The following is a 26,960-nucleotide window of genomic DNA, read 5'->3' on the forward strand; positions in this document are numbered from 1 at the left end:
CCGACCACCACCCCGTAGAAGCAGTACAGGACAGCTTTAGTCCTCTATTCCTTCCAGGCTCACGGCGTCCTCCTGCCGGTCGCCGCTCGTCAGGTCGCCGCGGATCTCAGCGGGCAAGGTGAGGACGATCTGGAGTACGCCGAGCAGGATCACCGTCGCGATGATGGCGAAGATCTGGCGGTAGCTGAGCAGGCTGACTAGCAGGCTGCCGAGAGCCAGCGAGATGGCCTGCGGCGTGGAAATGAGCACCTCGACCGCGGTCGACACCCGGCCGATCAGGTGGCCCGGCGAGCGCCGCTGCATCAGCGTCGTGAACGCGACGAAGGTCCACGGCAGCCCGAGACCGCAGATGCCAGCACCGACGAGGACCAGGGCGATGGTGGGCGCGGCGGCGCAGACGACAGTGGCGATGGCCAGCGCGGTCAGGCCGACGGCACAGGTCGCGATCTCACCGAGACGGCGTACGGCCCAGCTCGCGGTGAGGCCGCCGATGACCGCACCGACGCCCTGGCAGGTCACGAAGACGCCCGAGAACGTCGGTGGCTTGTCGAAGGCGTCCATCAGCGCGTAGATCGACGACTCGAAGAAGCCGATGACCAGGATGGCGATCGCGATCCCGGCGACGACGTGGCGGAGCACCCGGTCGCCGACCAGGAAGCGGACGCCACCGAGGAGATCTTCCCGGAAGGTGCTCTTGACCGGCGCCGGGGTCTCGGTCACCTTGATCGTCGCGATCAGCAGCCCGGCGACGGCGAAGGTCGCTGCGTCGACGACCGCCACCAGCCAGCCGCCCGCGGTCGCGAAGATCGCCGCCCCGACCAGCGGCCCGAACAGCCGATAGCCCTCCTTGATCGTGGCGAGGCTGGAGTTGGCGTTGACGAGGAGGTCTTCGGGCAGCAGTTCCTTGAGCAGCCCGTTGACCGCGGCTGGCAGGACGACGAACGAGACGCCGTACAGGAACGCGACCACCCAGATCAGCCACACGTCGGTCTCGTCCCGCACGAACACGAGTGGGAGCACCGCGGCCGCACTGGCGAAGTTCCCCCAGACGAGGATCGACTTACGGGGCAGCCGGTCGACCCAGACACCGAGCAGCGGAGCGCCGAGCGCCGGCAGCACCATGAAGAAGAAGGTCAGCCCGGCGAGCGCGTTGGAGCCGGTGAGCGTCTTCACCCACATGCTCAGCACCAGCAGCATGACCGAGTCGCCGAGCATCGACGTGCTCAGCCCGCCGAAGAGGCGAGGGAACCCGGGCTGCGCGAACAGCTTCCTCATGCCGGCTCGACCCCCGGGAAGTACGTCGGGATGCCCCACGCAACGAACTCGCAGAGCCGCGAGCCGGGTGGTCGCTGCCGCGGTTCGGTCAATCGCTCCACATAGCGGTCGAGCACCGCAGTGATCGCGTCGTTCAGCTCCTTGAGCTCGTCCGCGGTCAGCCAGGCGACCATCTCGGTGCTGGTCTGCGCCGCGCGCCATTCCTCGGTCTCCTCCGGGGCACGCTGCTGAGACTCCCGCAGCCGGTCCATCGCACGGTTCATCACCACCTCGGACAAGGCCTGCGCGGCCCGCCGCTCCTGGATCGACGCCGAGGCGTGCTCGTCGTCCCAACGGAATCCGAGCCCTGGCACCTGCCACGGTCGCTGCCGGCCCGTTCCGCCCCCGGCCTCCTCCACGAACCCGTGCTGCGCCAGTTTGCGCAGGTGCCACGAGCAATTGGCCGGCGTTTCGTCGAGCCGGTCGGCCAGTTCGGTCGCGGTCAGTGGTCCGCTGATCGACAGCAGTTCGACGATCGCCATCCGCACCGGGTGCGCCAGGGCGTTGAGCTCACGCGGGTCGCTGAGACGGCGATGCGGGTTCGGCATCCATCGAAAGTACTCTTTCGAAAGAGGTGTTGCAATAGAAACTGGGCCAAAAGAACGCCCGCCGCGAACACGCGGCGGGCGGGTGGTGAGGAGGCGGAACTAGTTCGGGAGCTGGGTCTCGATCGCGGTGATGATCTCGTCGGACTCCGGCTCGGTGCGCGGGCGGAAGCGGGCCGCGACCGTGCCTTCCGGGCTGATCAGGAACTTCTCGAAGTTCCACTGGATGTCGCCGGCCTCACCGGTGGCGTCCGGCGTCAGGGTGAGCTCGGAGTAGAGCGGGTGGCGTCCCTCGCCGTTCACCTCGAGCTTGTCCAGCATCGGGAAGCTCACGCCGTACGTCGTCGAGCAGAAGGTCTCGATCTCCTCCGCCGTCCCCGGCTCCTGCCCGCCGAACTGGTTGCACGGGGCACCGAGCACGGTGAAGCCACGGGAGGCGTACTTCTTCTGCAGGTTCTCCAGGCCCTCGTACTGCGGCGTCAGGCCACACTTCGACGCGACATTCACGACGAGGACGGCCTTGCCCTTGTAGTCGCCGAGCGAGGTCGATGCACCGGAAAGAGTCGTCAGCGGGATGTCGTACAGGCTCATGCTTGTCCTTGGGAGGTTGGGAGGTGACGGGCAAGGAAGTCGACGGTACGCCGCCACGCCAGCTCGGAAGCGTCCGCGTGGTGGAAGGCAGGCATGGGATTGTCGAACGCGTGACCGGCCTCGGCGTACCGGTGGATCTCGGCATCGCCCAGCGCGGGGATGACCGCGTCGGCTTTGAGATAGGTGTCCGCGTCGCCGAAGTGGTGCAGGCTGGTCGCGGTCACCTCCGGCGCAAGGTCGATCAGTTGCGGCAGCGAGGAGCCGTAGTAGCTGACCAGCACGTCCGGCGACGATGCCGCGGCGACGTTGAACCCGAGCCCACCACCGAAGCAGAAGCCGACGATCCCGGTGCCCTTGCCGCGGGCACGCAGGTAGTCCAGCGCGGCGACCGAGTCCGTAACGGCCTGGCCCCAGTCGAGCCGCTGCACGATGCCCATGGCGCGCTGCAGCAACTCGGGGTCGGACTCGTCCAGGGACGTGTCGTCCAGCCGCCAGTAGATCTCGGGCGCGATCACGTAATACCCGAGCGCGGCCAGATCCGAAGCGCGCTGCTTGATGTAGTCGGAGACCCCGAAGATCTCCTGGAGGAGCAGCAGCCCCGGCGTGTCATCGCCAGTGGAACCCCACTCGTGGACTGGCATCAATCCTGTACCGGTATCGATCTCCAAAGTCACACAGTGAAGCGTACTGGTCGCCTACCGAACTTCCACGCGCTGTTGGCGGACGGGCATCTCTTGCACGGGCAGCGGTGCGGGCGCCGGCATCCACGCCTTGCTTTCCGCGATCGCCGCGGTGAGCAGGTTGTAGAGGCGTTCGTCCGGGTTCGGCACGCAGGCCTGTGAGATCCCTTCGACCGCGCACGACACCGCTCGTGGTGCGGTCCGGCGCGCGAAGTCCGGCGTACCCCGGTGGGCCCGCGAGGTGAAGGACCGCGCCCACTTGGTCGCGGACGGCACCGCCTCCAGCACCGCGCGCGAGTCCGGCTCGAGGTCGTCCAGCGGACGCCCGTCCAGCGCGGCGAGGTGCTTCTCCCCCACCAGCAACGCCACGGCCAGGATGTACTGACGCTCCTGCGAGACCACCGGCAACGCGTGCTGGATGCAGCGCGCGGTCACCCGTGCTACGACGTGCGGGTCGTCGGGCGTCAGGCCGATGACAGACGGGATCAGCGGAGCCAGCCGCGACCGGCCGCTGTCCGTCGTGCAGTCGTTGACGTCCCTGGCCACGCCCGCCAGCAGCGGGTGCGTACAGGCCGGGTGATCCGACCAGGGCTCCCCCGCCAGGTACGACGCGAACTCCATGAAGCATGCGCCCTTGCGCGGGTTGCGGTGCTTGCCCCGGCTCAGCACCGGTACGGCGAGATCAAGGTTGTTCATAGAACGGCTCCCCATAGCTACCTGGCACCAGCATGCGCCGATTCGACGCCGTGCGCCACGGGTTACGAGATCTGGCCGCCGACGAAGCCGCTTCACCGTGCTGGCCGCCGTCCTGGCCCTGTGAGCAGCCGCACAGGCGGGGGTGCTTGGGGAGTTCTGTTACCGACGGGTAGCATCGGGTTAGCTTTCCCGACCCCAGAGGAGGGCCCTCGTGCCCCGTGAGATCCGCGATGTCGTGTTCGTCGACGGCGTTCGCACCCCGTTCGGCAAGGCCAAGGGCCAGTACGCCGAGACGCGCGCCGACGACCTGGTGATCAAGTGCATCCGGGAGCTGCTGCGGCGGAACCCGGAGCTCCCGCCGGAGCGGGTGGACGAGGTCGCGATCGCGGCCACCACGCAGATCGGCGACCAGGGCCTGACCATCGGCCGGACCGCGGCCCTGCTGGCCGGCCTGCCGAACACCACTCCCGGCTACGCGATCGACCGGATGTGCGCCGGTGCGATGACCGCTGTCACCACCACCGCGGCCGGCATCGCCTTCGGCGCGTACGACGTGGTCGTGGCCGGCGGCGTCGAGCACATGGGCCGGCACCCGATGGGCGAGGGCGTGGACCCGAACCCGCGGATCATCTCCGAGAAGCTGGTCGACACGTCCGCGCTGGTGATGGGGTCGACCGCGGAGAACCTGCACGACCGCTTCCCCACCATCACCAAGCAGCGCGCCGACGCCTTCGCGGCGGCCTCACAGGAGCGGGCGGCCAAGGCGTACGCCAACGACCTGATCCAACCGGACCTGGTTCCGATCGCGACCCGGTCGGCCGATCAGGGCTGGGGCTACGCCAGCACCGACGAGCCGATGCGTCCGGGCACCACGGTCGAGGACCTCGCCACGCTGAAGACGCCGTTCCGTCCGCACGGTCGCGTCACCGCGGGCAACTCCGCCGGCATCAACGACGGCGCCACCGCCTGCGTACTCGCGTCCGCGGAAGCCGCCACCGAGCTCGGGCTGACCCCGAAGATGAAGCTGGTCTCGTACGGCTTCGCCGGCGTCGAGCCCGAGGTGATGGGTGTCGGCCCGATCCCCGCGACCGAGAAGGCGCTCAAGCTGGCCGGGCTGACGATCGACGACATCCAGGCCTTCGAGGTGAACGAGGCGTTCGCCGTCCAGGTGCTCGCGTTCCTGGAGCACTACGGCATCGCCGACGACGACCCACGGGTCAACCCGTACGGCGGCGCGATCGCCTACGGCCACCCGCTGGCGTCCTCCGGCGTCCGGCTGATGAACCAGCTGGCCAAGCAGTTCGAGCAGCGCCCCGAGGTCCGCTACGGCCTGACCACCATGTGCGTCGGCCTGGGCATGGGTGGAACGGTCATCTGGGAGAACCCGAACTGGGAAGGGAACGCGGCCGCATGAGCTTGCAGGAACTGATTGAGTCGGCTGTCGCTCTGTCGGACGACGAGGTCGTCACGCTGGCGCACTCGCGGGACGTCGTGCTGCCGAACAAAGCGGGCACGATGGCTCTCATCACGCTCGACAACGGGCACGACCACACCAAGCCGAACACCTTCGGGCCGAAGGGCCTGGCCTCGCTGAACACCGCGATCGACGCGGCGCTGGCCCGGGACGAGGTCGTCGCGATCGGCGTCACCGGCAAGCCGTTCATCCTGGCCGCGGGCGCCGACCTGACCGGCCTACCGAAGCTGATCGATCGCGAGCAGGCGCTGAACCTGGGCCGCATCGGCCACGGTGTGATGCGCAAGCTGATCGACGGCGGCAAGCCCAGCTTCGCGTTCGTCAACGGCGTCGCGCTGGGTGGCGGGCTCGAGGTCGCGCTGCACGCGACGTACCGGACCGTGTCCGCCGCGGCCGGGGTGCTCGCGACGCCCGAGGTGTTTCTCGGCCTGATCCCGGGCTGGGGCGGCAACTTCCTGCTGCCGAACCTGATCGGCGCCGACAAGGCCGTCAAGGTCGTGGTCGAGAACGCCCTGAACCAGAACAAGATGCTCAGCGGCCCGGAGGCCGTGCAGTTCGGCATCGGCGACGTCCTGCTGGACTCGGCCGACTTCCTGGAGCAGTCGCTGATCTGGGCGAGCAAGGTGCTCACCGGCTCGGTGGTCGTCGAGCGGCCGGAGATCGACCGGGGTGATGCCTGGGACGCTGCCGTTGCCCGGGGCAAGGGGTTCGCCGACCTCAAGGTCAGCGGTGCGGCCCCGGCGCCGTACCGGGCGCTCGACCTGATCGCGGCGGCGAAGGACTGTGACAAGTGGGACCGCGACTCCGCCTTTGCGGCCGAGGACGAGGCGCTCGCCGAGCTGATCATGAGCGAGGAGCTGCGCAGCGGCCTGTACGCGTTCGATCTGGTGAACAAGCGGGCCAAGCGGCCGGCCGGTGCGCCGGACAAGTCGCTCGCCCGCCCGGTCAGCAAGGTCGGCGTTGTCGGCGCGGGTCTGATGGCGGGCCAGCTGGCGCTGTTGTTCGTACGGCGCATGGAGGTTCCCGTCGTACTCACGGACCTGGACCAGGAGCGGGTGGACCGCGGGGTCGGGTACGTGCACGGTGAGATCGACAAGCTGCTCGGCAAGGGCAGGATCCGGCCGGACAAGGCGAACCAGCTCAAGGCGCTCGTCACCGGCTCGGTGGACCGGGCCGTGTTCGCGGACGCGGACTTCGTGATCGAGGCCGTGTTCGAGGAACTGCAGCTGAAGAAGACGATCTTCGCCGACCTGGAGAAGATCATCCGGCCGGACGCGATCCTGGCCACGAACACGTCGTCCCTGTCGGTGACGGAGCTGGCCGCGGACCTGGAGCACCCGGAGCGGGTCGTCGGGTTCCACTTCTTCAACCCGGTCGCGGTGCTGCCGCTGCTCGAGATCATCCGGGCCGACCGGACCGACGACGCGTCGCTGGCGACCGCGTTCGCGGTCGGCAAGACGCTGAAGAAGTCGTGCGTGCTGGTGAAGGACGCGCCGGCGTTCGTGGTGAACCGGCTGCTGACCCGCTTCCTCGGCGAGGTCAGCGCGGCGGTGGACGAGGGTACGCCGATCCCCGCGGCGGACAAGGCGTTGTCGGCGCTGGGGTTGCCGATGCCGCCGTTCGTGCTGCTGCAGCTCGTCGGGCTCCCGGTCGCGCTGCATGTGGCCGAGACGATGAACCGCGCTTACCCGGAGCGGTTCGCGGTGTCGGCGAACCTTGCCAAGGTCGTTGCTGCAGGCAAGAGTTCGTTCTACCTGTGGCCGGAGGGCAAGCCGGTCGTCGACCCCGAGGTCGAGGCGCTGGTCACGGTCGGCGACAAGCCGTCCACGCCCGAGGAGCTCCGCACCCGAGTACTGGCCGCGCTGGCCGAGGAGATCAAGATCATGCTCGACGAAGGCGTGGTCGCCGAAGCCCAGGACATCGACCTCTGCCTGCTCCTCGGCGCCGGCTGGCCCTTCCACCTCGGCGGCATCACCCCGTACCTCGACCGCACCGGCATCTCCGAAAAGGTCAACGGCACCCGCTTCCTCCCGAAGGGCATCGCCAGCCTCAGCTGAAACAGCCCCGCCCCCGAGCGAAGCGCGGGGGCGGGGCTCTCAGCCTTTGAACTTCTTGACGGCGGCAACCAACTGCGCAGGTGTCTTCCCCGTGTGTTTCTGGATGATGCTGGTGTAGGTAGCCTCGTTGGTGCTGTGGACGGCGAGGTCCGCGTACAGGGACGCCACCCCCTTCTCCCCCAGCTTCGACTCCAGGTACGCCGTGATCCACCAGCTCTGCCCGTACGACCGATCACCATCGGCGTCGAACTCCGCCGGACCAGGCAGCACCTTCATCCCCGGCAGGTACTTGGTCCGGACCGTCTTCCGGTAGGGATCGACCGTCCAGTGCGGGTCGTCCTCGATCGACGCACAACGGACGTACTCCGCAAGCCCCTCGATCAGCCAGATCGGCGTGTTGTTCCCGATCGGCACCGTCGCGACGTGCGTCATCTCATGCACCAGCAGGTCTTCGTCGAGCTGTTTGCGGACGGCCGGGTTCACCACGATCCGGCTGCTCACCGGCGTCGTCTTCTTCGGTCCGATCGGCTCCCCGTCGTACAAGGTGACTGCCTTCGCGGCGATGGTCCAGCCGGAGCCCGACCCGGAGGTCCACAGCAGCGCCATCACCCGCGGCTCGGCCATCGCGACCACCATCACCGCGCCGTTCCACGGTCGCGGCCAGTGCCGCCGTACGGCATCGACCGCGCCCTGCGACACCTTCGCGATCTTCTGACCCAGCGCCGGTTCGCGCTTGTCGACCACGACGACGACCCGGCCGCGCCGGACCACCGCGACCTCTTGGAAGTCCCACGGCTGACGATGACCGTCCGCGCTCAGCTCGCCGTCGATCGCGCTGTCCTCGACCAGGATCCACGCGCCTGCTCGCCGTACGAAGGTGTAGCCGAGGTCCGTCTGCACGGGCTTCGCGTCCAGGCCGGTCAGCTGGTACCGCATCATCACCCGGGTGGTGAACACGCCCGGCCCGTACTTCGTCGTCAGCTCCGGCGACTCACGCTCGTCCGCGGCGAAGTACGTCAGTTTGGTGAACCCGAACTTCCGCAGGTTCGTGAACAGCAGCCGCTGCCGCGCCACCAGCTGTGGCTGCTTCGGATCGACCGCGGCGAGGAAACGCCGCAGATCACCCTTGAGGACCGCGGTGGCCCGCGCAGCCAGAACGACGTCGACCTGGCCCTGGCGGGCCTTCTTCTGCGCGTCGTCGAGCAGGCCCGGCGTCGCGGTCGCCTCGACCGCGACCGCGACGCTGCTGCCGGGCGACGAGCCGTGCTGGACCCGGACGGCGACGACACCCGCGGTCGCGGCCAGCGCCAGCGCGGCGACGCCTGCGAGCAGGCGTCTCGGGTGCTTCATGGTGTCCCTCTCGGATGGTCGGCTGATCCTACCGGGTCGCCGACCATCCGAGCGGAACGGTCAGGCCTTCGTGACCTCGCCGGTGCGCTCCTCGATGCCGACGCGGCTCCTGCGGTAGCCGTAGAGGGCGTAGACGACGAAGCCGAGCACCATCCAGATCGCGAACCGCAGCCAGGTCTCCAGCGACAGGTTCAGCATCAGGTAGATGCAGATGAGCGCCGCCAGGATCGGGACCACCGGGTTCCCCGGCACGGTGAAGGAGCGCTTGATGTCCGGCCGGCTCTTGCGCAGCAGCGGTACGGCGATCGACACCAGGGTGAACGCGGCCAGGGTGCCGATGTTCACCATCTCCTCCAGCTTCCCGATCGGGGTGAGACCGGCGACGATCGCGACGATCACGCCGATCCCGATGGTCAGCCGGTACGGCGTCCCCCACTTCGCGTGCGTCTTGCCGAGCTGACGCGGCATCAGGTGGTCACGGCTCATCGCGAACACCACGCGCGCCGCGCCGATCATCAGCGTCAGCACCACCGTGGTCAGACCGGCCACCGCCCCCGCCGAGATGAGGGTCGCGAAGCTGTCCCGGCCGACCGACCGGAACGCCTCGGCCAGCGCCGCCTCACCGCTGATGTCGGTGTACTTCACCATGCCGGTGATGACGATGCAGACCAGCACGTAGAGCACCGTGCAGATGGCCAGCGAGCCGATGATGCCGCGGGGCAGGTCGCGCTGCGGGTTCTTCGCCTCTTCGGCGGTGGTCGCGACCACGTCGAACCCGATGAACGCGAAGAACACCAGCGACGCGCCGGACACCAGGCCCATCACGCCGAACGTCGACGGAGTGAACCCGAACATCGCCTGGAACAGCGGGGTGGTGATGGTGACGTCGCCGCTCGGGGCCGGAACGCTCGGCGGGATGAACGGCGACAGGTTCGAGCCCTTGATGTAGAACAGGCCGGCGATGATCACGAACAGCACCACGAACAGCTTGATTGCGACCAGCACCAGGTTGACCCGCAGCGACTCCTTGATGCCGATCGTCGCGAGCGTCGCCAGCACCGCCACGAGCAGCATCGCCAACACGTTCACATGACTGTCAGGCCCGATCGACGCCGGCCAGCCCAACCCGATCTGCTCGAGGAACAGAGCGGCGTACGTCGACCAGCCCTGGGCGACGACGCTTGCCCCGAGCATCAGTTCGAGCAGCAGGTCCCAGCCGATGATCCAGGCGAAGATCTCACCGAGCGAGAAGTACGAGAAGGTGTACGCCGATCCCGACACCGGGACGGTGGACGAGAACTCGGCGTAGCACAACGCGGCCAGCGCACAACAGACCGCGGCGAGCACGAACGACAACGCGATGCTCGGTCCGGCGTACGCCTTCGCCGCGCGGCCGGTCAGCGTGAAGATACCGGCGCCGATGATCACACCGATGCCGAAGACGGTCAGATCGATCGCGGTCAGACGTTTCTTGAGCTGGTACTCCGGTTCGTCGGTGTCGGCGATCGACTGCTCGATCGTCTTCTTCCGAACAAGACTCACATGCGCCTCCTCGACGTGGACGGAACCACTCGAGATTGCCTGTCTGACCGCTTGAGGTCAAACCGGCACTCAGCGTGGCGGCGTGTACGACTGCAGAGAAGTCCACAACGTCGCCTCGGTGAGGCCGGTGCGGCTGAGCAGGATCCGGTCCCGGGCGGCTTGGTCGGTGCCGTTCATCGCCATGTCCTCGTACAGTTCCTCGACGTGGGTGAGTCCGATCCGCTGCACCAGGTAGCGCACCGCCAGCCAGCTGACGCCGTACACGTCGGCGGAGTTCTGGTAGAAGCCGGCGTCGCTCGGCAGCGAGGTCAGGCTCGGCAGGGCGTCGTCGATGACCTCCTGCTCCCACTTGGCGACCTCACCCGCTCCGCTGATCGCCTCGATCCCGCGCCAGGACACGTACTCGGCCGCGCCCTCGGCCAGCCAGAGCGGTTCGTACCCACCGAGGTCGGCGGTGGCGACATGGGTGATCTCGTGCGACAGCAGGATCTCGTCGACGCGATCGCGCTCGTTCGGATTGATCACGATGTAGGCGCCGGCGACCGTGCCGTCGGCGGTGTCCTGACCGGGCAGCGACGAGAAGGTCGAGCCCGAACTCGCGGCCGACTCGATGTCCTCGTCGGCGAATCGGGCGTCGCGGACCTCGGTCTCGTCCAGCGCGATCACGAACACCGAGCCGCGCCACTTCCGCGGCCAGTACGCCGACACCTCGGTCAGCCCCTCGGCGGCCGCGGCCGCGATCGCCCGGCCGCGCTTGGTGTCGCCCTTCTCCACCGCGACCAGCACCCGCGGCGCGCGCTCCACCTCGATCCGGCCCAGGTCCCAGGCCTCCCGGTGCGCGCCCGGGCCGAGGTCGTTGTCCAGGTCGTCGTCGTCCGTGATCACCCAGCGGCCGGCCCGGCTGACGAACGTGTAGCCGAGCTCGGTCGTCACCGGGGCGAGGTCGACCTGCGGGATCTGGTAGCGCATCAGCACCCGGACCAGGTACGTCGTACGCCCGTGGGCCCGGAGCACCGACGGGTTGAACCGCTCCTCGGCCTGGCTGTAGCCGAGCTCGGTGAAGCCGATCTCGACCAGGTTCGCGAACAGGACCGCCTGCGCGGCGCGCAGCTTCGTGTTGGCTGGATCGATGTCGGCCAGGAAGAGCGCCTGGTTTCGGGTCTGCACGGCCTGGGCGCGGCGCAGCAGGATCGTGTCGACGGCGACGCGGCGGGCGGCGATCGCGGCGGCGGTGCGGGACGTCTGCGGGCTCTGGCTCGTGCCCGGGGTCTGGGTCGCCACGGCCCGGGCACGGGCGTCCTCGTGCCGCTCTTCAACGGTGTAGGCCACACCGCCGGAGACCAGCGCCACCGCCACCAGCAACCCCAGCCAGCGGCGGGGTCCAGCAGGCGGAACCTGAGCGCCCGGCGGTCCGGCGCCAGGCGTGGTCGCATTCACTTCGGGTCGATCCCCTCCGAGTACCCGTCAGTCGCAGCCCGGCTACCCTACTTGACCCTGACGGTTCAGGCAGCCGCAGCGGCCTTGAGGGCTTGGAAGAGGCCGGCTTCGGTCATGCCTACGTGTTCCAGCATGATCCGGTCCCGATCGGCCTGGGTAGTGCCGAGCGCTGCCATCTCCCGGTAGAGCGTGCCCACCTCGGTCCCACCGAACCGGGTGAAGAGGTAGTCGAGGGCCAGCCAGGACAGCGGGTACGAACTGTCGGACTGCTGGAAGAAGGTCGCGTCGGCGGGCAGGCTCTTCGCCTTCGCGAGGTACTTCGTCCGCACATCCTGGCGGTACTTCCCGATTGCCAACGGCTCCGCACCGTCCATCGGCAGGAACTCGACGTACGTCGCCGCCCCCTCGACCAGCCACCGTGGGGCATACGGCCCGTACGGCGCGGTCGCGACGTGGGTGAACTCGTGTGCCAGCGTCCGGGCGTCGACCTTGCCACGGTTGCGCGGGTTGATCACGACGTACGAATCGGCCCGCTGTCCCTCCCCGGTCACCTCGCCGGGCAGCGTGCGATAGACCCACGTCGCCATCGCGATCGCGTCCTCGGCGTTCTTCGGCTGGGTGTAGTCGGCGCCGCGCACGATCTTGTCGTCGAGCCCGATCACCACGCCGGAGCCGTTCCAGCCGCCCGGCCAGCTCTTGCTGACCGCCTTCACCGCGCTGCTCGCCATCCCGACCAGCTTGGTCGCGAGCCGGTCCTGGCCCTTCTCGACCACCACGAGCACCCGCGGCGCGCGCTTCACCAGCACCTCGCCGGTGTCCCAGGCCTCCTGGTGCGAGCCGCGCGGCAGCCGCTTGTCCAGGTCGGTGTCGGACACCAGCATCCAGTCGCCGGTCGGCCGTTCGGTGAACGTATAGCCGAGCATCGCGCGGACCGGGACCATGTCGATGCCCCGGATCTGGTAGGTCATCGCGATCGCGACGAGGTACGTCGACGGGCCGTACTTCTTGGTGATCGCGTCGTCGAACTGCTGGGACAGCTGCTGGTAGGTCAGTTTCGCGAAACCGAACTGACGGAGGTTCGTGAACAGGGTCCGCTGCCGGGCGACGAGGTTCTTGTTGCCCGGGTCGACGTCGGCCAGGAAGTCCTTCTGGTTGTCGGTGAGCACGGCCTGAGCGCGCTTCTTCAGCACCTTGTCCACGGCCGCGGCCCGGGCCGCCAGATCGATGTCCGGCGTGGTGGCGGTGGCGGCTTCGGAGCCGTCCGCGCGCCCGCTGGAGTGGTGCAGGGCCAGGCCGCCGGCAACCGCGACCGCGACGAGGACCAGGGAGAGCAACAGCGGCCAGGCGCGGGTGCGGCGGCGAACTGCTGCGTGACGGCTCCGCGGTGGTGCGGAGTGCCGCCCTGACTCAGGCACTGCCCTGACGGCCGCTGGCCGGATCGGGCTCGCTGAGCGGCTCGCCCGGATGCCGGGCGATCAGCTCGGTGATCTCCCGCGCCACCTCCTGCCCGGTCAGCCCGATCTCCTGCAGTACGGCGGGACGCTTGGCGTGCTCGAGGAACTTCTGCGGGATGCCGAAATCGCGGACCGGCGTCGCCACGCCCTCGTCGCGCAACGCCTGCGCGATCATCGACCCGCAGCCACCGGCCCGGCCGTTGTCCTCGATCGTGACCACGAGGTTGAAGTCCGCGGCCAGCTCGACCAGCTTCGCGTCGACGGGCTTGACCCAGCGCGGGTCCACGACGGTGACGCCGAAGCCGTGCGCCTCGAGCCGTTGCGCGACGTCCATCGCAGTGGCCGCCATCGCGCCGATGCCGACCAGGAGTACGTCGGTCCCGGACCGCTTCAGCACGTCCGTCTCGCCGAGCCGGTCGATCGCGTCGATGTCCGGGAACACCTCGCCCTTGGCAAAGCGCAGTACTGTCGGGGCGTCCTTCACCTCGACCGCCTCGTTGAGCAGCTCCTCCAGGCGCTTGCCGTCACGGGGCGCCGCGAGCCGCAGCCCGGGGACGACCTGCAGGATCGACATGTCCCACATGCCGTTGTGGCTCGGACCGTCGTCACCGGTGATCCCCGCGCGGTCGAGCACGAACGTGACGCCGAGCTTGTGCAGCGCGACGTCCATCAGCACCTGGTCGAAGGCCCGGTTCAGGAACGTCGAGTACAGGCCGACGACCGGGTGCAGACCGCCCATTGCGAGACCGGCGGCACTGGTCACCGCGTGCTGCTCGGCGATGCCGACGTCGAAGATCCGGTCCGGGAACTCGGCCGCGAACGCGGCGAGGCCGGTCGGGTGCAGCATCGCCGCGGTGATCGCGACCACGTCCGGGCGGCGGTGACCGATCCGGATCATCTCGTCGGCGAACACGTCCGTCCAGCCGCGCGGCTTGTTGACCGGGCGGACCTGGTGAAAGTTGTCCTCCTCGTCCTCCTCGGCGGCGGCGTACCCGTACCCCTTCTGAGTCACCGCGTGCACGATCACCGGACCGCCGAACGCCTTCGCGCTGCGCAGCGCCTCCTCCATCGCTTCGCGATCGTGGCCGGCGACGGGACCGACGTACTTGAGGCCGAGGTCCTCGAACATGCCCTGCGGGGCGAGCATGTCCTTCAGGCCCTTCTTCACCCCGTGCAGCACCTCGTACATCGGCGGGCCGACGTACGGCGTCCGGGCCAGGTTCTTCTTGATCAGGTCGAGGACCTTCTCGTACCGCGGGTTGGTGCGCAGGCTGGTCAGGTGGGTGGCCAGGCCCCCGACGGTGTCGCTGTAGGAGCGGCCGTTGTCGTTGACGATGATGACCAGCTTGAGGTCCTTGGCGGCGGCGATGTTGTTCAGCGCCTCCCAGGCCATGCCGCCGGTCAGGCCGCCGTCGCCGATCAGCGCGACCACGTGCCGGTCCTCCTTGCGCAACCGGTAGGCCTTGGCCAGGCCGTCGGCGTACGAAAGGGCGGTCGAGGCGTGACTGTTCTCGATGATGTCGTGCTCGGACTCGGCCTGGTTCGGGTAGCCGGACAGGCCGCCCTGCTGACGGAGAGTGTCGAACTTCGGCGCCCGGCCGGTGACCAGCTTGTGCACATACGCCTGGTGACCGACGTCGAAGACGAGCCGGTCGTGCGGCGAGTCGAACACGCGGTGCATCGCCAGGGTGATCTCGACCATCCCGAGGTTCGGGCCGAGGTGGCCCCCGGTCCGGGACACGGTCTCGACCAGGACGTCGCGGATCTCCGCCGCGAGATCGGTGAGCTGCTGATCGGACAGCTTCTTGAGGTCCGCCGGCCCTCCGACCGTCTCCAGCACGCGCATCGAGTTCCTCCCCGCGGTCGTCCTCGGATGCTTGAGTCTATTCACCCCGCGCCCGGTTTCCGAACTCGGCAACCCCGACCGGAGCTATCTCACACTCCAAGACGTCTCCTCAGGCAGAATGGTTCGGCTTTCACCTAGAGTGATCGCATGGAGCTGGTGAGGACGCTGTTCCGCAAGTACGACGGACAGCCGCACCGCCTGGTGGAAGCCGTCCGGCTCGGCGAAGACGAGCACGGCCTCTGGGTCGGCTCCCTCCCCGGCACCAAGGGCCAGCGCGCCGACGGCAGCTGGACCACCATCGACCACCACCGCGTCCGCGTGTTCCCGCACGGCCAGTGGTGGAGCGCCCTCTTCAACGACACCCCCCACCAGACCGCCATCTACTGCGACATCACCATGCCCGCCGAGTTCGGCGTCGACTCCGTCACCACCGTCGACCTCGACCTCGACATCCGCCTGATGCGCGACGGCTCGGTCCACGTCATGGACGAGGACGAGTTCCACCACCACCAGGTGCTCTACGACTACCCGCCCCAAGTCATCGCCACCGCCCAGGCCACCTGCGACTACCTGGCCACCCACATCACCACCACAGAGCCCTTCACCACCGCCTACCAGCCCTACCTCCAACAGATCCGCTCGCTGACCCCCACCGGATAAGGCCCCCCTACACCGGCGAGGGTCAGCGAGAACCTAGGACCCGCAGCCGTTCCTCCCCAGATCGTCGCCCCTTCATCCTGGCGGTCGGCGGCGGTCGCGGGCCACAAACTTGCAGCAACCTGCAACTTCTGCAACGCCCGCAGGTCCGGCTGGTGGTCCGCGGCCGGGCGCACCGGTGGCGGGATAAGTTGTCCGGCATGCGTGATGTTCGGGTGGTGTATCGGAAGTACGACGAGAAGCTGCACTGGCATCAGTGGATGCGGTATCTCGGGGAGGATGCGTTCGGGGTGTGGTTGGGGGCGCCGGCGAACTCGGTGTCGCAGCGCGGGGACGAGCCGGTCGTGACGCAGGAGCAGGCTCATGTGCAGTTGTTCCCGCGGGACAAGTGGTTCACCGCGCTCTTCAACGACGAGCCGCGGCAGACGGAGATCTACTGCGACATCAGCACGCCGGTGGAGTTCTCCGACGACGTGGTCACGATGATCGATCTCGATCTGGACGTGATCAAGCGGCGGGACGGGACGATCTATGTCGACGACGAGGACGAGTTCGCCGAACACCAGGTCAAGTACGGGTATCCGGCCGACGTGATCGCGACGGCGCAGGAGACGTGCGACTGGCTGGTCGGTGCGGTGGCGAACGAGGAGCCGTTCCTGACCGTCTACAAGACTTATCTCGACAAGATCCGATAGGTCAGCGTCGCGTTCTTCAGCAGCAGCGCGCCGGGGAGCGGGCCGCGTTGGCCGGCGTACATGTCGGCGATCGCGGGCAGTTCGAACGTGCGCTGGACGCCCTTCGCGACGTGCTTCTCCCGCAGCGGCATCGTGTTGTTCTGCACGACCCTCGCGGTCAGCGGGTTGGCGCCGACGCTGAGGGCGAAGAAGGCTCCGGAGTCCGGCACGAGCGTGTAGACCTTCGCGGAGAGCTGAGGAGTTCCCGCGATGGTCAGAGGCCCGGTCGCAATCTTCAGGTTGAGTGGCAGTCCGGCGCCGGTCGGGGTGAGGATCTTGCCCAGTGCTTGGCGTGTGTTCGGCGAAAGACTCCGTTGCGTCAGGCAACGACCATCGGCGGTGGACAGGTGGTACACACCGAAGCCGGACAGCCCGGTCGCCTTCCCCAGCAGCTTCGCGGTCATGAAGCGCACCGCCAGGTCGGAGAAGCTCGGCGAGCCGAGCGCGATCGAGCACGGATCCCCCGGCGTCGCGAACCCGGGCGGTACGACGCTCGGCAGCGTGTGACCGCCGTTGTACCCGACGAAGATCGACCGCGCCCGGGCCCGGGCGGTCAGCGCGTGGTCGAAGTTCGCCAGCCCCTGTCCCGCACCTCGGTGAATGCGCCGGCGAACTGGTACCCGCCGCCGTACGACCCGCCGATCGCCCCGATCAGCGGATCACCCGGCCGTTGTTTCGTCACCCAGTCCAGACCGGCGACGAAGTCGACGAGCTTCACCACGTCGCGGCCCTCGTAGTCCGGGTTCATCACGTGCGCGGTGCCGGTGCTCTCGCCGAAGCTGCGCTGGTCGAAGCTCAGTACGCCGAAGCCGGCGTCGAGCCAGGCCTGGAACGCGGCCGGGTCCTTCGTCCGGCTGCCGCCCCAGCCATGACTGTGGAAGATCAGTGGCACGGTGTGTGCGGCCGAGGCGCCGGCGGGCTCGAACAGCGAATAACAGATCCGGACCGGCGTCGTCGTTCCGGGCTCCGGCACCGAGACGACGCAGCCGTTGGTGACCGTGGCGGCGGCCGCGGCAGGGACCGCGAGCGACGAGCCGAGAACGACAAGCGCACAAACCAGTGCGACGACACGACGACGCATCAGTCACCCCCAGTGATCGACAGATCCCGCTGCGCACACGCTAGACGACCGCGCCCGCACTGACCAGATCCCGGCTCAGCCGAGGGCGAACCGAGCGGCCGAAACCGGGCCGACGCTGCGACACTGTGCAGCGTGCATATCGCGATCGAGGTCGTAGCCCTTGTCGCTGTGGTCGCGGCCGGGGCCGCACTGGCCCGGCGGCTCGGGATCTCGGCTCCCCTGCTGCTCGTGGTCATCGGGATCGCGGCGTCGTACCTCCCGTTCGTCCCCCGGGTCGAGCTCGCCCCCGAGGTCGTCCTGGTCGGTTTCCTGCCGCCGCTGCTCTACTCGGCGGCGATCAAGACCAGCCTGGTCGACTTCTCCAAGCACCGCCGGTCGATCGGGCTGCTGTCGGTCGGGCTGGTCGTGTTCACTGCGCTCGGCGTCGGCGTGGTCGCGTGGTGGCTGCTCGGCGAGGTGGCCGGGTCGCTGGGCCACGAACCGCTGCCGTTGTGGGCCGCATTCGCGATCGGCGCCGTGGTCGCGCCGCCGGACGCCGTCGCCGCGACCGCGATCGCCAGGCGAGTCGGACTCCCCCGACGCGTCGTCACGATCCTCGAGGGCGAGAGCCTGGTCAACGACGCGACCGCGCTGGTCTGTCTGCGTACGGCGCTCGCGGCCGCAGTGGTCACGCCGACCGTCCTGCACGTCGGCCTGGACTTCCTCCGCGCGGCCGGTGGCGGGGTTGTGATCGGTCTGGCCGTGGCGTTCGTGCTGGCCAAGGTCCGCCGCCGGTTCACCGACCCGGTGCTCGACACCACGCTCAGCCTGACCGCGCCGTTCATCGCCTATGTCGCCGCGGAAGAGATCCATGCGTCCGGCGTCCTCGCCGTGGTCGTCACCGGCCTGTTGCTCGGGCACAAATCGCCGATCATCCAGTCGGCCAAGTCGCGGATGTCGGAGCGGACCAACTGGCGGACCTTCCAGTTCCTGCTCGAGAACACCGTCTTCCTGCTGATCGGCCTGCAGACCCGGTGGATCCTCGACGACCTGGCGATGAGCCCGCTGCCGGGCTGGCTGATCGCGGCCGCGACCATCGCGGTCTTCCTCACGGTGGTGCTGCTCCGGCCGATCTGGCTGATCCCGTCGACGATGCTGTCCCGGCGCGTCCTCGGCCCGTCCCGGCCGGGACCGGTGTCGTGGCAGGCGCTGATCGTCGTGTCGTGGGCCGGGATGCGCGGCGTCGTCACCCTGGCCGCCGTCTTCACCCTCCCCGACGACACCCCCGATCGCGAAGTACTGGTCTTCATCGCGCTCGCCGTGACCGCAGGCACGCTGCTCGTGCAGGGCTCGACCCTGCCCTGGCTGGTACGGCGGCTCCGGCTGCCCGGCCCGGATCCGGCGGAGGATGCGCTGCAGGAGGCCGCCGTACTGCAAGGTGCGCATCGCGCCGCCGAGGAGAAGCTGCAGGAGATCGTCACACCGGACGACCCGCCCGAGGTGGTCAACCTGCTCCGGCAGCGTGGTGAGGCCCGGGCGCAGGCCGCGTGGGAGCGGCTCGGGCGGCCGGAGAGCGAGTACGAGACGCCGAGCGAGGCCTATCGCCGGCTGCGGATCGCCATGCTCGAGGCCGAGCGCGAGCACATCCTCAAGGTCCGCGATGCCGGCCTGGTCGCCGACGAGGTGCTGCAGCGGGCGCAGATCGCCCTCGACATCGAGGAGTCCATCCTGGATCGCGACGAGGACGACGACGTGGGCGGCCGGTCCGAGGACCTGCGGGTCAAGACCTCACCGGGCGGTGCCTGCAAGCACCTCGAACAAGCTCCTGTGGTGGTCGCGCCGAACACACCCGAGGGGTGCGAGGAGTGCCTGGCGATCGGCAGCTCCTGGGTCCACCTGCGACTCTGCCTCGGCTGCGGTCACGTCGGCTGCTGCGACTCGTCGCCGATGAAGCACGCCAGCAAGCACTACGACGAGACCGAACACCCGGTGATGCGCAGCTTCGAACCAGGCGAGAATTGGCGCTGGTGCTTCGTAGACGAGAAACTCGGCTGATGGCCGACTGTCTCTTCTGTTCCATCATCGCCGGTACGACGCCGGCGCAGATCGTGCTGGAAACACCGGACGTCGTGGGATTCCTCGACGTACGGCCGGTGTTCAAGGGGCACACGCTGATCGTGCCGCGCGAGCACGTGCCGACGCTGGTCGAGCTGCCGGACGCGTTGCTGGTGCCGTTCTTCGGAGCGGCGCGGTCGGTCGCGGATGCCGTGCGTACGGCGTTCGACGCGCAGGGCTCGTTCGTTGCCGTGAACAACATCGTGTCGCAGTCCGTCCCACATCTGCACGTGCACGTGGTGCCACGGACGAAGGGGGACGGACTGCGCGGCTTCTTCTGGCCCCGCACCAAGTACGCCGACGACGCCGAAGCCGCCGAGTACGCCGGAAAACTACGAGCCGCCCTGGCCGGATAACTGGTGTAAGCCGCCGGCCATCTCAGGCGAGGCCCGCCTCCCGGCCGCGGTCATCGAGGACGAGGGTCGCTCGTCCATTCACCGTGTAGCGAAGATGGGTGACCCCGGGACTGTGAACAACTCTGGTCGGCGTGAGCTCGATCGCTTCCTCGCCGGCCGGTCCCACCCCGTCGAGCAGGCGCATGCCTCCGCCCAGGACGGCCGGGGCGATGTGCAGTTCCAGCTCATCCAGCAGACCGGCCGCGAGTACCTGGCGCACCAGGGTTCCGCCGCCGGCGATCGCGACGTTCTTACCGTTGGCTGCTGCTCGCGCCTGCTCCACGGCTTTGACGATCCCGTCCGTGACATACGTGAAGCTGGTTCCGCCCTTCCGCATCAGGGGCTCGCGGGCGCGGTGGGTGACCACGAACACCGGCGCACGGAAAGGCGGGGTCTCACCCCACGGCACTTCACCGCCGTCAGCCATCCGCCGCCCCATCACGTAGGCGCCGGCGGCGTCGAACGACTCGGCGACGATGTCGGAGTCGGGGTTGCGTTCGCCTCCGGCGAAGCCAAGCCGTTCCCGCCAGGCCATCGCGTCGATCACCCAGCGGGTGACCCGGAAGAACCCTGCCGCCTCCGCCGACTGCATCCACTCGCTGTCGTCGCCTTCGTGGCGCGGGCCGGCGTAACAGCCGTCGAGCGACACCGACATCTGAGCCGTGACCTTTGTCATTTCGCTTCGCTCCTGTTCCGGCAGCTCCAGATTTGAGCTGCTCACAGGAGGATCGGAGCCACGGACCGGTTTTCTACGTGCCCAGGCATCGGATTGCACGCTGCAGGAGGAACCGTTGCTCGGGCTTGCTGCCCGCCAGACGTGCGGCCTCCTGGTACTCCGCGGCGGCGGCCGCGCTCTCGCCGGCCTGGTCGAGCAGGTACGCGCGAACAGCCAGCAGCCGATGGTGGCCGGCGAGCGCACCTGATTCGAGTTCCTTCAGCAACGCCAGCCCCGCGTCAGGTCCACGCACCATCGCCAGCGCCACCGCCCGGTTGAGGGTCGTGACGGGGTGGGGTTGCAGGCGCTCGAGGATCCCGTACAGGGCCAGAATCTGCCGCCAGTCGGTGGCGTCCGTCGACGGTGCCTCGTCGTGGATCGCCGCAATCGCCGCCTGCACCTGGTACGGACCGAGCGGGCGGGCGGCCAGCGTGCCGGTGAGGAGTTCGGTGCCCTCGGCAATGGCGGCGCTGTCCCAGGTCGCGCGGTCCTGCTCCGCGAGTGGGATCAGGACACCGTCCGGGCCGGTTCGTGCCGCGCTGCGGGCCTCGGTGAGCAGCATCAACGCCAGTAGTCCAGAGGTTTCGCCGGACTCGGGTAGCCGCGCGTGCAACCGCCGTACCAGAGTCAGGGCCGGCCGGGTGAGGTCGGGGCGTCGCAGGTGCGCGCCGGAACTGGCGCTGTAGCCCTCGTTGAACATCAGGTACAGCACGTGCAGGACGACCTGCAGCCGGGACTCCAGCTCTGGCTCCGCGGGTACGGCGAATCGGGCTCCGGTCTCGCGTAGACGTTGCTTGGCCCGGGAGATGCGCTGACCCATCGTCTTCTCGGGCACGAGGAAGGACGCGGCGATCTCACTCGTGGTCAGTCCGGCGACCGCCCGCAGCGTCAGCGCGAGCTGGGACGGGGCGGTCAAGGCCGGATGACAGCACAGGAACAGCAGCTCGAGCAGGTCGTCCCGGACCTCCTCCGTGTCCGGCGGTGGGACGACCAGGGCATCACGCGGCGTGGCATCCAGAGCGGCCCGCTCCCGACGCTGGCGGGCACTGTCGGACCGCACGGAGTCGATGTAACGGTTCACCGCGACGGTGGTGAGCCAGCCCCGCGGACGAGCCGGAACACCAGCCTGCGGCCAGCTCTCGCTCGCGGCGATGAGAGCCTCCTGGACCGCGTCCTCGCACCGAGCGAAATCGCCGTACCGCCGCATCAGCGCACCGAGCACCTGGGACGCCAGAGACCTCAGCAGCTGCTCGACCGTCTCGTCACGGCTCAACGCTCGTCCATCCGCTCGCCATCAGCGGCCAGACCTCCACTCCGCCGCCGTAGCGCAGCCCCGGATAGGACCTCGCGATCTCGCCGGCCCGTTGCTCGCGGTCGACCTCGACCACGAAGTAGGAGCCGACGAACTCCTTCGACTCGATGTAGGGACCGTCGGTGAGGATCACCTCGCCGGCGACCGACCGCACCGATCGCGGCCGGGAGATGAGCCCTTCGGCACTGAGCAGCTCTCCGGACTCGCGCAACTCCTCGTTGAAGCCGTCGACCTCGTCGATCAGGGCGGCCAGGTCGTCCGGCGCCAAGCTGTTCCAGACGTCCTCGTTGCCGTAGATCAGCATCAGGTATTTCATTGCGTTCTCCTCCTGGAGTGCGTCTCGCCGGCGGCGGGTCAGCGCAAGCTGCGGTCGAGTCTGGCTTCCAGCCTGTCGAGGGCCTTCTCGGCGGCCGCGCGGACGGTGCCGTCCGGGTCGTCGAGGAGGCTGCACAGAGCTTCGGCGTGCTCGGCCTCGCCGGCGGCCCCGAGCGCGCGGGCCACGGTGGCGCGCACTCTCGGGAGTTCATGCTCGAGATCGGGCAGCAACGCGTCGGCCAGCTGGCCGAGCTCGCGTTGCGCGGTGATACGGGCGACGTGTTCGCGGACGCGCCAGGCGGGATCCTTCACGGCGACCAGGAGAGCGTCGACCGCGTCGTCACGCCAGACGTACAGGAACACCCGAGCAGCCCAGACCCGGACCCAGTAGTAGTTCACCGGGTCGACCGGCGCGGACCAGCCGCCAGGGTTCGGACTCCCCGTGATCGCGACTAGTTTCGGCAGCTCGGCGCCGTACGCCTCCTCCCCCGAGATCTCGCTGGTGAGGAAGGCGATGCACCAGTCGATCACGGAGTCCTGGCCGTGCGCGGCGCAGGCTGCCAGCGCAACCTCTCGCGGATGTCCCACGCCCACAGTAAAGCGCCCTCGACCGACAGAAAGGGCCGGCCCGCGGCACGGACCGGCCCTTTCTGCTGCGCGTATTAGCCCGCGAGGAGCGAACGGAGCACGTACTGCAGGATGCCGCCGTTGCGGTAGTAGTCGGCCTCGCCGGGGGTGTCGATCCGGACGACCGCGTCGAACTCCTTCTCGCCGCCGTCGGGCGAGGTGACCTTGACGTGGACCGTGCTCGGGATCGAGCCCTCGTTGAGCGCGGTGACGCCGGTGATGTCGAACGTCTCCTCGCCGGTCAGGCCGAGCGACTCCGCGGTCTCACCCTCCGGGTACTGCAGCGGCAGCACGCCCATGCCGATCAGGTTCGACCGGTGGATGCGCTCGAAGGACTCGGTGATCACGGCCTTCGCCCCGAGCAGCGCCGTACCCTTGGCGGCCCAGTCACGCGACGAACCCGAGCCGTACTCCTTGCCGGCCAGGATCACCAGCGGCGTGCCGGCCTCGGCGTACGACTGCGCGGCCTCGTAGATCGACGTGACGGGCGCGTCGTCCTTGGTGAAGTCCCGGGTGAAGCCGCCCTCGGTGCCGGGCGCGATCTGGTTGCGCAGCCGGATGTTCGCGAACGTGCCGCGGATCATCACCTCGTGGTTGCCCCGGCGCGAGCCGTACGAGTTGAAGTCCTTGCGGTCGACGCCGTGGCCGGCCAGGTACGTCCCGGCCGGGCTGTCGGCCTTGATCGAACCGGCCGGGGAGATGTGGTCGGTGGTGACCGAGTCGCCCAGCTTGGCCAGCACCCGGGCGCCGGCGATGTCGGTCACCGGCGACGGGTCCTTGGCCATGCCCTCGAAGTACGGAGGCTTGCGCACGTACGTCGACTCGGCGTCCCAGGCGAACGTCTTGCCTTCGGGCGTCGGCAGCGACTGCCAGCGCTCGTCACCGGCGAACACATCAGCGTAGTCCTTCGTGAACATCTCCTTGCTGATCGAGGAGGCGATCACCTTCTCGACCTCGTCCGCGGCCGGCCAGATGTCCTTCAGGAACACGTCGTTGCCGTCCGTGTCCTGGCCCAGGGCATCGGTCTCGAAGTCGAAGTCCATCGTCCCTGCCAGCGCGTAGGCGATCACCAGCGGCGGCGAGGCGAGGTAGTTCATCTTCACGTCCGGGTTGATCCGGCCCTCGAAGTTGCGGTTGCCGGACAGCACCGAGACGACCGCCAGGTCGGCCTCCTGCACGCCGGCCGAGACAGCCTCCGGCAGGGGGCCGGAGTTCCCGATGCAGGTGGTGCAGCCGTAGCCGACCAGGTGGAAGCCGAGCTTCTCCAGGTACGGCGTGACGCCGGCCTTGTCGTAGTAGTCGGTGACGACCTTCGACCCGGGCGCGAGCGACGTCTTCACCCACGGCTTGGACGCGAGGCCCTTGTCGACCGCGTTCTTCGCGAGCAGCGCGGCGGCGAGCATCACCGACGGGTTCGAGGTGTTGGTGCAGGAGGTGATGCTGGCGATCACGACGTGGCCGTGGTCGAGCTCGGTCTCGGCGCCGTTCATGGTGATCTTGGTCTTCTTCGACGGACGCCCCGGACCACCGTGCGGAACGTGCGGCTCGTCGTTCACATCGCCGTGCCCGTTCGGCGCGTCGCTGGCCGGGAAGCTCCCGGTCTCGGACGGGTCGACATCCAGCTCCTCGGTGGCGTAGTCGGTCAGCGCACCCCGGAAGGCCTCCTTGGCCTCGGTCAGCGCGACCCGGTCCTGCGGCCGCTTCGGGCCGGCGATCGACGGGACGACGGTCGACAGGTCCAGCTCGAGGTACTCCGAGAACCGCGGCTCGACCGAGACGTCGTGCCACAGGCCCTGCTCCTTGGCGTACGCCTCGACCAGCGCAACGTCCTGGTCGCTGCGGCCGGTCAGCCGCAGGTACTCCAGCGTGACGTCGTCGATCGGGAAGATCGCGCAGGTGGAGCCGAACTCCGGGCTCATGTTGCCGATCGTGGCCCGGTTCGCCAGCGGCACGGCCGCGACGCCCTCGCCGTAGAACTCGACGAACTTGCCGACCACACCGTGCTTGCGCAGCTGCTGGGTGATCGTGAGTACGACGTCGGTCGCGGTCGCACCGGCCGGCACCGAGCCGGTCAGCTTGAACCCGACGACCTTGGGGATCAGCATCGACACGGGCTGGCCGAGCATGGCCGCCTCGGCCTCGATGCCGCCGACGCCCCAGCCGAGCACGCCGAGGCCGTTCACCATCGTGGTGTGGCTGTCGGTGCCGACACAGGTGTCGGGGTAAGCCATGCCGTCGCGGACCATGACCGTCCGCGCGAGGTGCTCGATGTTCACCTGGTGGACGATGCCGGTGCCCGGCGGGACGACCTTGAAGTCGTCGAACGCGGTCTGGCCCCAGCGGAGGAACTGGTACCGCTCGCCGTTGCGCTGGTACTCGAACTCGACGTTGCGCTCGAACGCGTCCGGGCGGCCGAAGACGTCGGTGATGACCGAGTGGTCGATGACCAGCTCGGCCGGAGCGAGCGGGTTGATCTTGGTCGGGTCGCCGCCGAGCTCCGCGACCGCCTCGCGCATCGTGGCCAGGTCGACGACACACGGCACACCGGTGAAGTCCTGCATGATCACCCGGGCCGGGGTGAACTGGATCTCCGTGTCGGGCGCCGCGTTCGCGTCCCAGTTGCCGAGCTTGGTGATGTGCTCGGCGGTGATGTTCGCGCCGTCCTCGGTGCGCAGCAGGTTCTCCAGCAGGACCTTCAAGGAGTACGGCAGCGTGTCCGCACCCTCGATGCCCGCCAACCTGAAGATCTCGTACGACTGACCGTTGACCTCGAGTGCACCCTTGGCACCGAAGCTGTCGACGCTCGCCATCAACCTGCTCCTCTGTCCAGTCCAGTTCCGCTGAGCCCATCCTGCCGAGCACACCGCCCGGCCGCGAGATCAGGCTCCCCTAACCTCGCCCCAAACTCTCTCGACATCAAGATACACGACATCGAGTCACTTGCGCGCCCGTTCCGCGAACGTCCCCGCGATCACCCTTCCGGCGTCCCCTAAGTCGGAATAGCGCCGGCGTTATTCCGACCTAGGCGGCGACCTGGGAGGGTTTTTGCGCGATCCACGGAGGGTTTCTGCCCGATCCGGGCTCAAAACCCTCCCCGAATCCCCGGTCAGGACACCTGTGGGAGGACCTCGGCCGCAATGAGGTCGAGGTGGTCGAGGTCCTGGAGGTCCATGATCTGGACGTACTGGCGTTGGGAGCCGACGGCGGCGAATTGGCCGAGCCGATCGACGACCTCGGCGGGGGTGCCGGCGATGGCGTTGGCCTTGAGGTCTTCGACGTCGCGGCCGACGGCGGCGGCACGTCGTTTGACCTGGGCGTCGTCCTTGCCGACGACGACCGTGTGCGCGGTGGAGAGGTTGAGGGTCTTCGGGTCGCGGCCGATCTCGGCGCAGGCGGCCTGGACGCGCTTGAAGAGCGTCTCGGTCAGCTCGACGGAGCGGAAGCCGGCGTTGAACTCACTCGCGAACTTGGCCGCGAGAGACGGCGTACGCGTCCTACCCGCGCCGCCGACGATGACCGGCGGGTGCGGCTGCTGGACCGGCTTCGGCAGCGCCGGCGAGTCGGTCAGCTGGTAGTGCTCGCCCTGGAAGTTGTACTTCTCCCCCACCGGCGTGTCCCACAGACCGGTGATCAGCTCGAGTTGCTCGGTCAGCAGGTCGAACCTGCCGGGCGTGTCCGGGAAGTCCAAGCCGTACGCATTGTGCTCGGTCTCGTACCAGCCGGCGCCGAGCCCGAGCTCCGCGCGGCCGCCGCTCATCTGGTCGACCTGGGCGACCGTGATCGCCAAGACACCCGGGTTGCGGAAGGTGGCCGAGCTGACCAGCGTGCCGAGCTTGATCCGGCTGGTCTCGCGGGCGAGTCCGGCCAGGGTGATCCAGGCATCGGTCGGTCCGGGCAGGCCGTCGTCCTCGCCCATCACGAGGTAGTGGTCCGACCGGAAGAACGCGTCGAAGCCGTTCTCCTCGGTCTTGCGTGCGACCGCGAGCAGATCGTCGTACGAGGCACCTTGCTGAGGTTCGGTGAAGATCCTGAGAAGCATGGCGC

The 26,960-nt window shown here is 68.6% G+C and carries 24 protein-coding genes; 6 read left to right on the top strand and 18 right to left on the bottom strand.

All coding sequences use genetic code 11. The features are described 5' to 3' along the window. Nucleotides 1–36: 36 nt before the first annotated feature. From ACXC9Q_RS07285 to ACXC9Q_RS07305, 5 genes are all read right to left on the bottom strand, one after another. Nucleotides 37–1,275 (bottom strand): MFS transporter, encoded by a 1,239-nt coding sequence (locus ACXC9Q_RS07285; RefSeq protein WP_457055688.1) that lies wholly within the window; start codon nt 1,273–1,275, stop codon nt 37–39. Beyond that, nucleotides 1,272–1,862, bottom strand: a complete 591-nt coding sequence (locus ACXC9Q_RS07290) for a helix-turn-helix domain-containing protein (protein WP_457055689.1) — start codon at nt 1,860–1,862, stop codon at nt 1,272–1,274. The genes ACXC9Q_RS07285 and ACXC9Q_RS07290 overlap by 4 nt, the downstream gene beginning before the upstream one ends. 99 nt (nt 1,863–1,961) lie before the next feature. Beyond that, nucleotides 1,962–2,450: a glutathione peroxidase gene (locus tag ACXC9Q_RS07295; protein ID WP_457055690.1), complete on the bottom strand. Its 489-nt coding sequence runs from the start codon at nt 2,448–2,450 to the stop codon at nt 1,962–1,964. Next, the gene (locus tag ACXC9Q_RS07300; RefSeq protein ID WP_457055691.1) at nt 2,447–3,091 is read right to left on the bottom strand and encodes a dienelactone hydrolase family protein; all 645 of its coding nucleotides are present in this window, start codon (nt 3,089–3,091) and stop codon (nt 2,447–2,449) included. Before ACXC9Q_RS07300 ends, ACXC9Q_RS07295 begins: the two co-directional genes overlap by 4 nt. Before the next feature lie 54 nt (nt 3,092–3,145). After that, nucleotides 3,146–3,826, bottom strand: coding sequence for a hypothetical protein (locus ACXC9Q_RS07305; protein WP_457055692.1), 681 nt, complete (start codon nt 3,824–3,826; stop codon nt 3,146–3,148). A gap of 211 nt (nt 3,827–4,037) precedes the next feature. On the opposite strand from ACXC9Q_RS07305, the gene ACXC9Q_RS07310 reads away from it, so the two are divergent. Continuing rightward, the gene (locus tag ACXC9Q_RS07310) at nt 4,038–5,240 is read left to right on the top strand and encodes a thiolase family protein (protein WP_457055693.1); all 1,203 of its coding nucleotides are present in this window, start codon (nt 4,038–4,040) and stop codon (nt 5,238–5,240) included. Then, nucleotides 5,237–7,357 (top strand): 3-hydroxyacyl-CoA dehydrogenase NAD-binding domain-containing protein, encoded by a 2,121-nt coding sequence (locus ACXC9Q_RS07315; RefSeq protein WP_457055694.1) that lies wholly within the window; start codon nt 5,237–5,239, stop codon nt 7,355–7,357. The genes ACXC9Q_RS07310 and ACXC9Q_RS07315 overlap by 4 nt, the downstream gene beginning before the upstream one ends. Before the next feature lie 39 nt (nt 7,358–7,396). Here the strand turns inward: ACXC9Q_RS07315 and ACXC9Q_RS07320 are convergent, their stop codons facing one another. The 5 genes from ACXC9Q_RS07320 to dxs form a co-directional block, all read right to left on the bottom strand. After that, entirely contained in the window at nt 7,397–8,707 is a 1,311-nt protein-coding gene (locus ACXC9Q_RS07320) for a hypothetical protein (RefSeq protein WP_457055695.1), read from the bottom strand. Between the two features lie 60 nt (nt 8,708–8,767). Next, nucleotides 8,768–10,249 carry an amino acid permease gene (locus ACXC9Q_RS07325; protein WP_457055696.1) on the bottom strand — a complete coding sequence of 494 codons (1,482 nt, stop codon included), beginning with the start codon at nt 10,247–10,249 and terminating at the stop codon, nt 8,768–8,770. A 69-nt stretch (nt 10,250–10,318) separates the two neighbouring features. Next, nucleotides 10,319–11,686, bottom strand: coding sequence for a hypothetical protein (locus tag ACXC9Q_RS07330; RefSeq protein ID WP_457055697.1), 1,368 nt, complete (start codon nt 11,684–11,686; stop codon nt 10,319–10,321). 65 nt (nt 11,687–11,751) lie between these two features. Beyond that, a complete protein-coding gene (locus ACXC9Q_RS07335) occupies nt 11,752–13,101 on the bottom strand; it encodes a hypothetical protein (protein WP_457055698.1) in 1,350 nt (449 codons plus the stop codon). Continuing rightward, nucleotides 13,094–14,986 (bottom strand): 1-deoxy-D-xylulose-5-phosphate synthase, encoded by a 1,893-nt coding sequence (gene dxs / locus ACXC9Q_RS07340; RefSeq protein WP_457055699.1) that lies wholly within the window; start codon nt 14,984–14,986, stop codon nt 13,094–13,096. The genes ACXC9Q_RS07335 and dxs overlap by 8 nt, the downstream gene beginning before the upstream one ends. A gap of 147 nt (nt 14,987–15,133) precedes the next feature. Between dxs and ACXC9Q_RS07345 the strand changes: the two genes are divergently transcribed. Both ACXC9Q_RS07345 and ACXC9Q_RS07350 read left to right on the top strand, forming a co-directional pair. After that, nucleotides 15,134–15,646 carry a DUF402 domain-containing protein gene (locus tag ACXC9Q_RS07345; protein ID WP_457055700.1) on the top strand — a complete coding sequence of 171 codons (513 nt, stop codon included), beginning with the start codon at nt 15,134–15,136 and terminating at the stop codon, nt 15,644–15,646. Between the two features lie 197 nt (nt 15,647–15,843). After that, nucleotides 15,844–16,338 carry a DUF402 domain-containing protein gene (locus ACXC9Q_RS07350; protein WP_457055701.1) on the top strand — a complete coding sequence of 165 codons (495 nt, stop codon included), beginning with the start codon at nt 15,844–15,846 and terminating at the stop codon, nt 16,336–16,338. Here the strand turns inward: ACXC9Q_RS07350 and ACXC9Q_RS07355 are convergent. Both ACXC9Q_RS07355 and ACXC9Q_RS07360 read right to left on the bottom strand, forming a co-directional pair. Continuing rightward, complete coding sequence (locus ACXC9Q_RS07355; RefSeq protein ID WP_457055702.1) at nt 16,317–16,781, bottom strand: hypothetical protein; 465 nt, start codon at nt 16,779–16,781, stop codon at nt 16,317–16,319. The two genes, ACXC9Q_RS07350 and ACXC9Q_RS07355, sit on opposite strands and share 22 nt — an antisense overlap. Nucleotides 16,782–16,930: 149 nt before the next feature. After that, entirely contained in the window at nt 16,931–17,458 is a 528-nt protein-coding gene (locus tag ACXC9Q_RS07360) for a CocE/NonD family hydrolase (protein ID WP_457055703.1), read from the bottom strand. A 132-nt stretch (nt 17,459–17,590) separates the two neighbouring features. Between ACXC9Q_RS07360 and ACXC9Q_RS07365 the strand changes: the two genes are divergently transcribed. Both ACXC9Q_RS07365 and ACXC9Q_RS07370 read left to right on the top strand, forming a co-directional pair. Further along, the gene (locus ACXC9Q_RS07365; protein ID WP_457055704.1) at nt 17,591–19,492 is read left to right on the top strand and encodes a Na+/H+ antiporter; all 1,902 of its coding nucleotides are present in this window, start codon (nt 17,591–17,593) and stop codon (nt 19,490–19,492) included. Then, nucleotides 19,492–19,908 (top strand): HIT family protein, encoded by a 417-nt coding sequence (locus tag ACXC9Q_RS07370; protein WP_457055705.1) that lies wholly within the window; start codon nt 19,492–19,494, stop codon nt 19,906–19,908. Before ACXC9Q_RS07365 ends, ACXC9Q_RS07370 begins: the two co-directional genes overlap by 1 nt. 22 nt (nt 19,909–19,930) lie before the next feature. Here the strand turns inward: ACXC9Q_RS07370 and ACXC9Q_RS07375 are convergent, their stop codons facing one another. The 6 genes from ACXC9Q_RS07375 to ACXC9Q_RS07400 all read right to left on the bottom strand — a co-directional run bounded on the left by ACXC9Q_RS07375 (nt 19,931) and on the right by ACXC9Q_RS07400 (nt 26,955). Next, nucleotides 19,931–20,623: a dihydrofolate reductase family protein gene (locus ACXC9Q_RS07375; protein WP_457055706.1), complete on the bottom strand. Its 693-nt coding sequence runs from the start codon at nt 20,621–20,623 to the stop codon at nt 19,931–19,933. 73 nt (nt 20,624–20,696) lie between these two features. Next, a complete protein-coding gene (locus tag ACXC9Q_RS07380) occupies nt 20,697–21,935 on the bottom strand; it encodes an RNA polymerase sigma factor (protein ID WP_457055707.1) in 1,239 nt (412 codons plus the stop codon). After that, on the bottom strand, nt 21,925–22,290 hold the full coding sequence (locus ACXC9Q_RS07385; RefSeq protein ID WP_457055708.1) for a YciI family protein: 366 nt from the start codon (nt 22,288–22,290) through the stop codon (nt 21,925–21,927). The genes ACXC9Q_RS07380 and ACXC9Q_RS07385 overlap by 11 nt, the downstream gene beginning before the upstream one ends. 38 nt (nt 22,291–22,328) lie before the next feature. Next, complete coding sequence (locus ACXC9Q_RS07390) at nt 22,329–22,877, bottom strand: HEAT repeat domain-containing protein (protein ID WP_457055709.1); 549 nt, start codon at nt 22,875–22,877, stop codon at nt 22,329–22,331. 74 nt (nt 22,878–22,951) lie between these two features. Beyond that, nucleotides 22,952–25,726 carry an aconitate hydratase AcnA gene (gene acnA, locus ACXC9Q_RS07395; RefSeq protein ID WP_457055710.1) on the bottom strand — a complete coding sequence of 925 codons (2,775 nt, stop codon included), beginning with the start codon at nt 25,724–25,726 and terminating at the stop codon, nt 22,952–22,954. Between the two features lie 296 nt (nt 25,727–26,022). Beyond that, nucleotides 26,023–26,955, bottom strand: coding sequence for an LLM class F420-dependent oxidoreductase (locus ACXC9Q_RS07400; protein ID WP_457055711.1), 933 nt, complete (start codon nt 26,953–26,955; stop codon nt 26,023–26,025). Between the last annotated feature and the right edge of the window lie 5 nt (nt 26,956–26,960).

Source organism: Kribbella sp. CWNU-51, assembly GCF_054073265.1.

Bases quoted from the DNA above. Each gene is read 5' to 3' on its own strand.
- ACXC9Q_RS07370 (WP_457055705.1), top strand. From the start codon at position 19,492: ATGGCCGACTGTCTCTTCTGTTCCATCATCGCCGGTACGACGCCGGCG.
- ACXC9Q_RS07320 (WP_457055695.1), bottom strand. From the start codon at position 8,707: ATGAAGCACCCGAGACGCCTGCTCGCAGGCGTCGCCGCGCTGGCGCTG.
- ACXC9Q_RS07385 (WP_457055708.1), bottom strand. From the start codon at position 22,290: ATGAAATACCTGATGCTGATCTACGGCAACGAGGACGTCTGGAACAGC.
- dxs (WP_457055699.1), bottom strand. From the start codon at position 14,986: ATGCGCGTGCTGGAGACGGTCGGAGGGCCGGCGGACCTCAAGAAGCTG.
- ACXC9Q_RS07305 (WP_457055692.1), bottom strand. From the start codon at position 3,826: ATGAACAACCTTGATCTCGCCGTACCGGTGCTGAGCCGGGGCAAGCAC.
- ACXC9Q_RS07300 (WP_457055691.1), bottom strand. From the start codon at position 3,091: ATGCCAGTCCACGAGTGGGGTTCCACTGGCGATGACACGCCGGGGCTG.
- ACXC9Q_RS07400 (WP_457055711.1), bottom strand. From the start codon at position 26,955: ATGCTTCTCAGGATCTTCACCGAACCTCAGCAAGGTGCCTCGTACGAC.
- ACXC9Q_RS07355 (WP_457055702.1), bottom strand. From the start codon at position 16,781: ATGACCGCGAAGCTGCTGGGGAAGGCGACCGGGCTGTCCGGCTTCGGT.
- ACXC9Q_RS07350 (WP_457055701.1), top strand. From the start codon at position 15,844: ATGCGTGATGTTCGGGTGGTGTATCGGAAGTACGACGAGAAGCTGCAC.
- acnA (WP_457055710.1), bottom strand. From the start codon at position 25,726: ATGGCGAGCGTCGACAGCTTCGGTGCCAAGGGTGCACTCGAGGTCAAC.
- ACXC9Q_RS07360 (WP_457055703.1), bottom strand. From the start codon at position 17,458: ATGCGTCGTCGTGTCGTCGCACTGGTTTGTGCGCTTGTCGTTCTCGGC.
- ACXC9Q_RS07285 (WP_457055688.1), bottom strand. From the start codon at position 1,275: ATGAGGAAGCTGTTCGCGCAGCCCGGGTTCCCTCGCCTCTTCGGCGGG.
- ACXC9Q_RS07375 (WP_457055706.1), bottom strand. From the start codon at position 20,623: ATGACAAAGGTCACGGCTCAGATGTCGGTGTCGCTCGACGGCTGTTAC.
- ACXC9Q_RS07290 (WP_457055689.1), bottom strand. From the start codon at position 1,862: ATGCCGAACCCGCATCGCCGTCTCAGCGACCCGCGTGAGCTCAACGCC.
- ACXC9Q_RS07345 (WP_457055700.1), top strand. From the start codon at position 15,134: ATGGAGCTGGTGAGGACGCTGTTCCGCAAGTACGACGGACAGCCGCAC.
- ACXC9Q_RS07315 (WP_457055694.1), top strand. From the start codon at position 5,237: ATGAGCTTGCAGGAACTGATTGAGTCGGCTGTCGCTCTGTCGGACGAC.
- ACXC9Q_RS07295 (WP_457055690.1), bottom strand. From the start codon at position 2,450: ATGAGCCTGTACGACATCCCGCTGACGACTCTTTCCGGTGCATCGACC.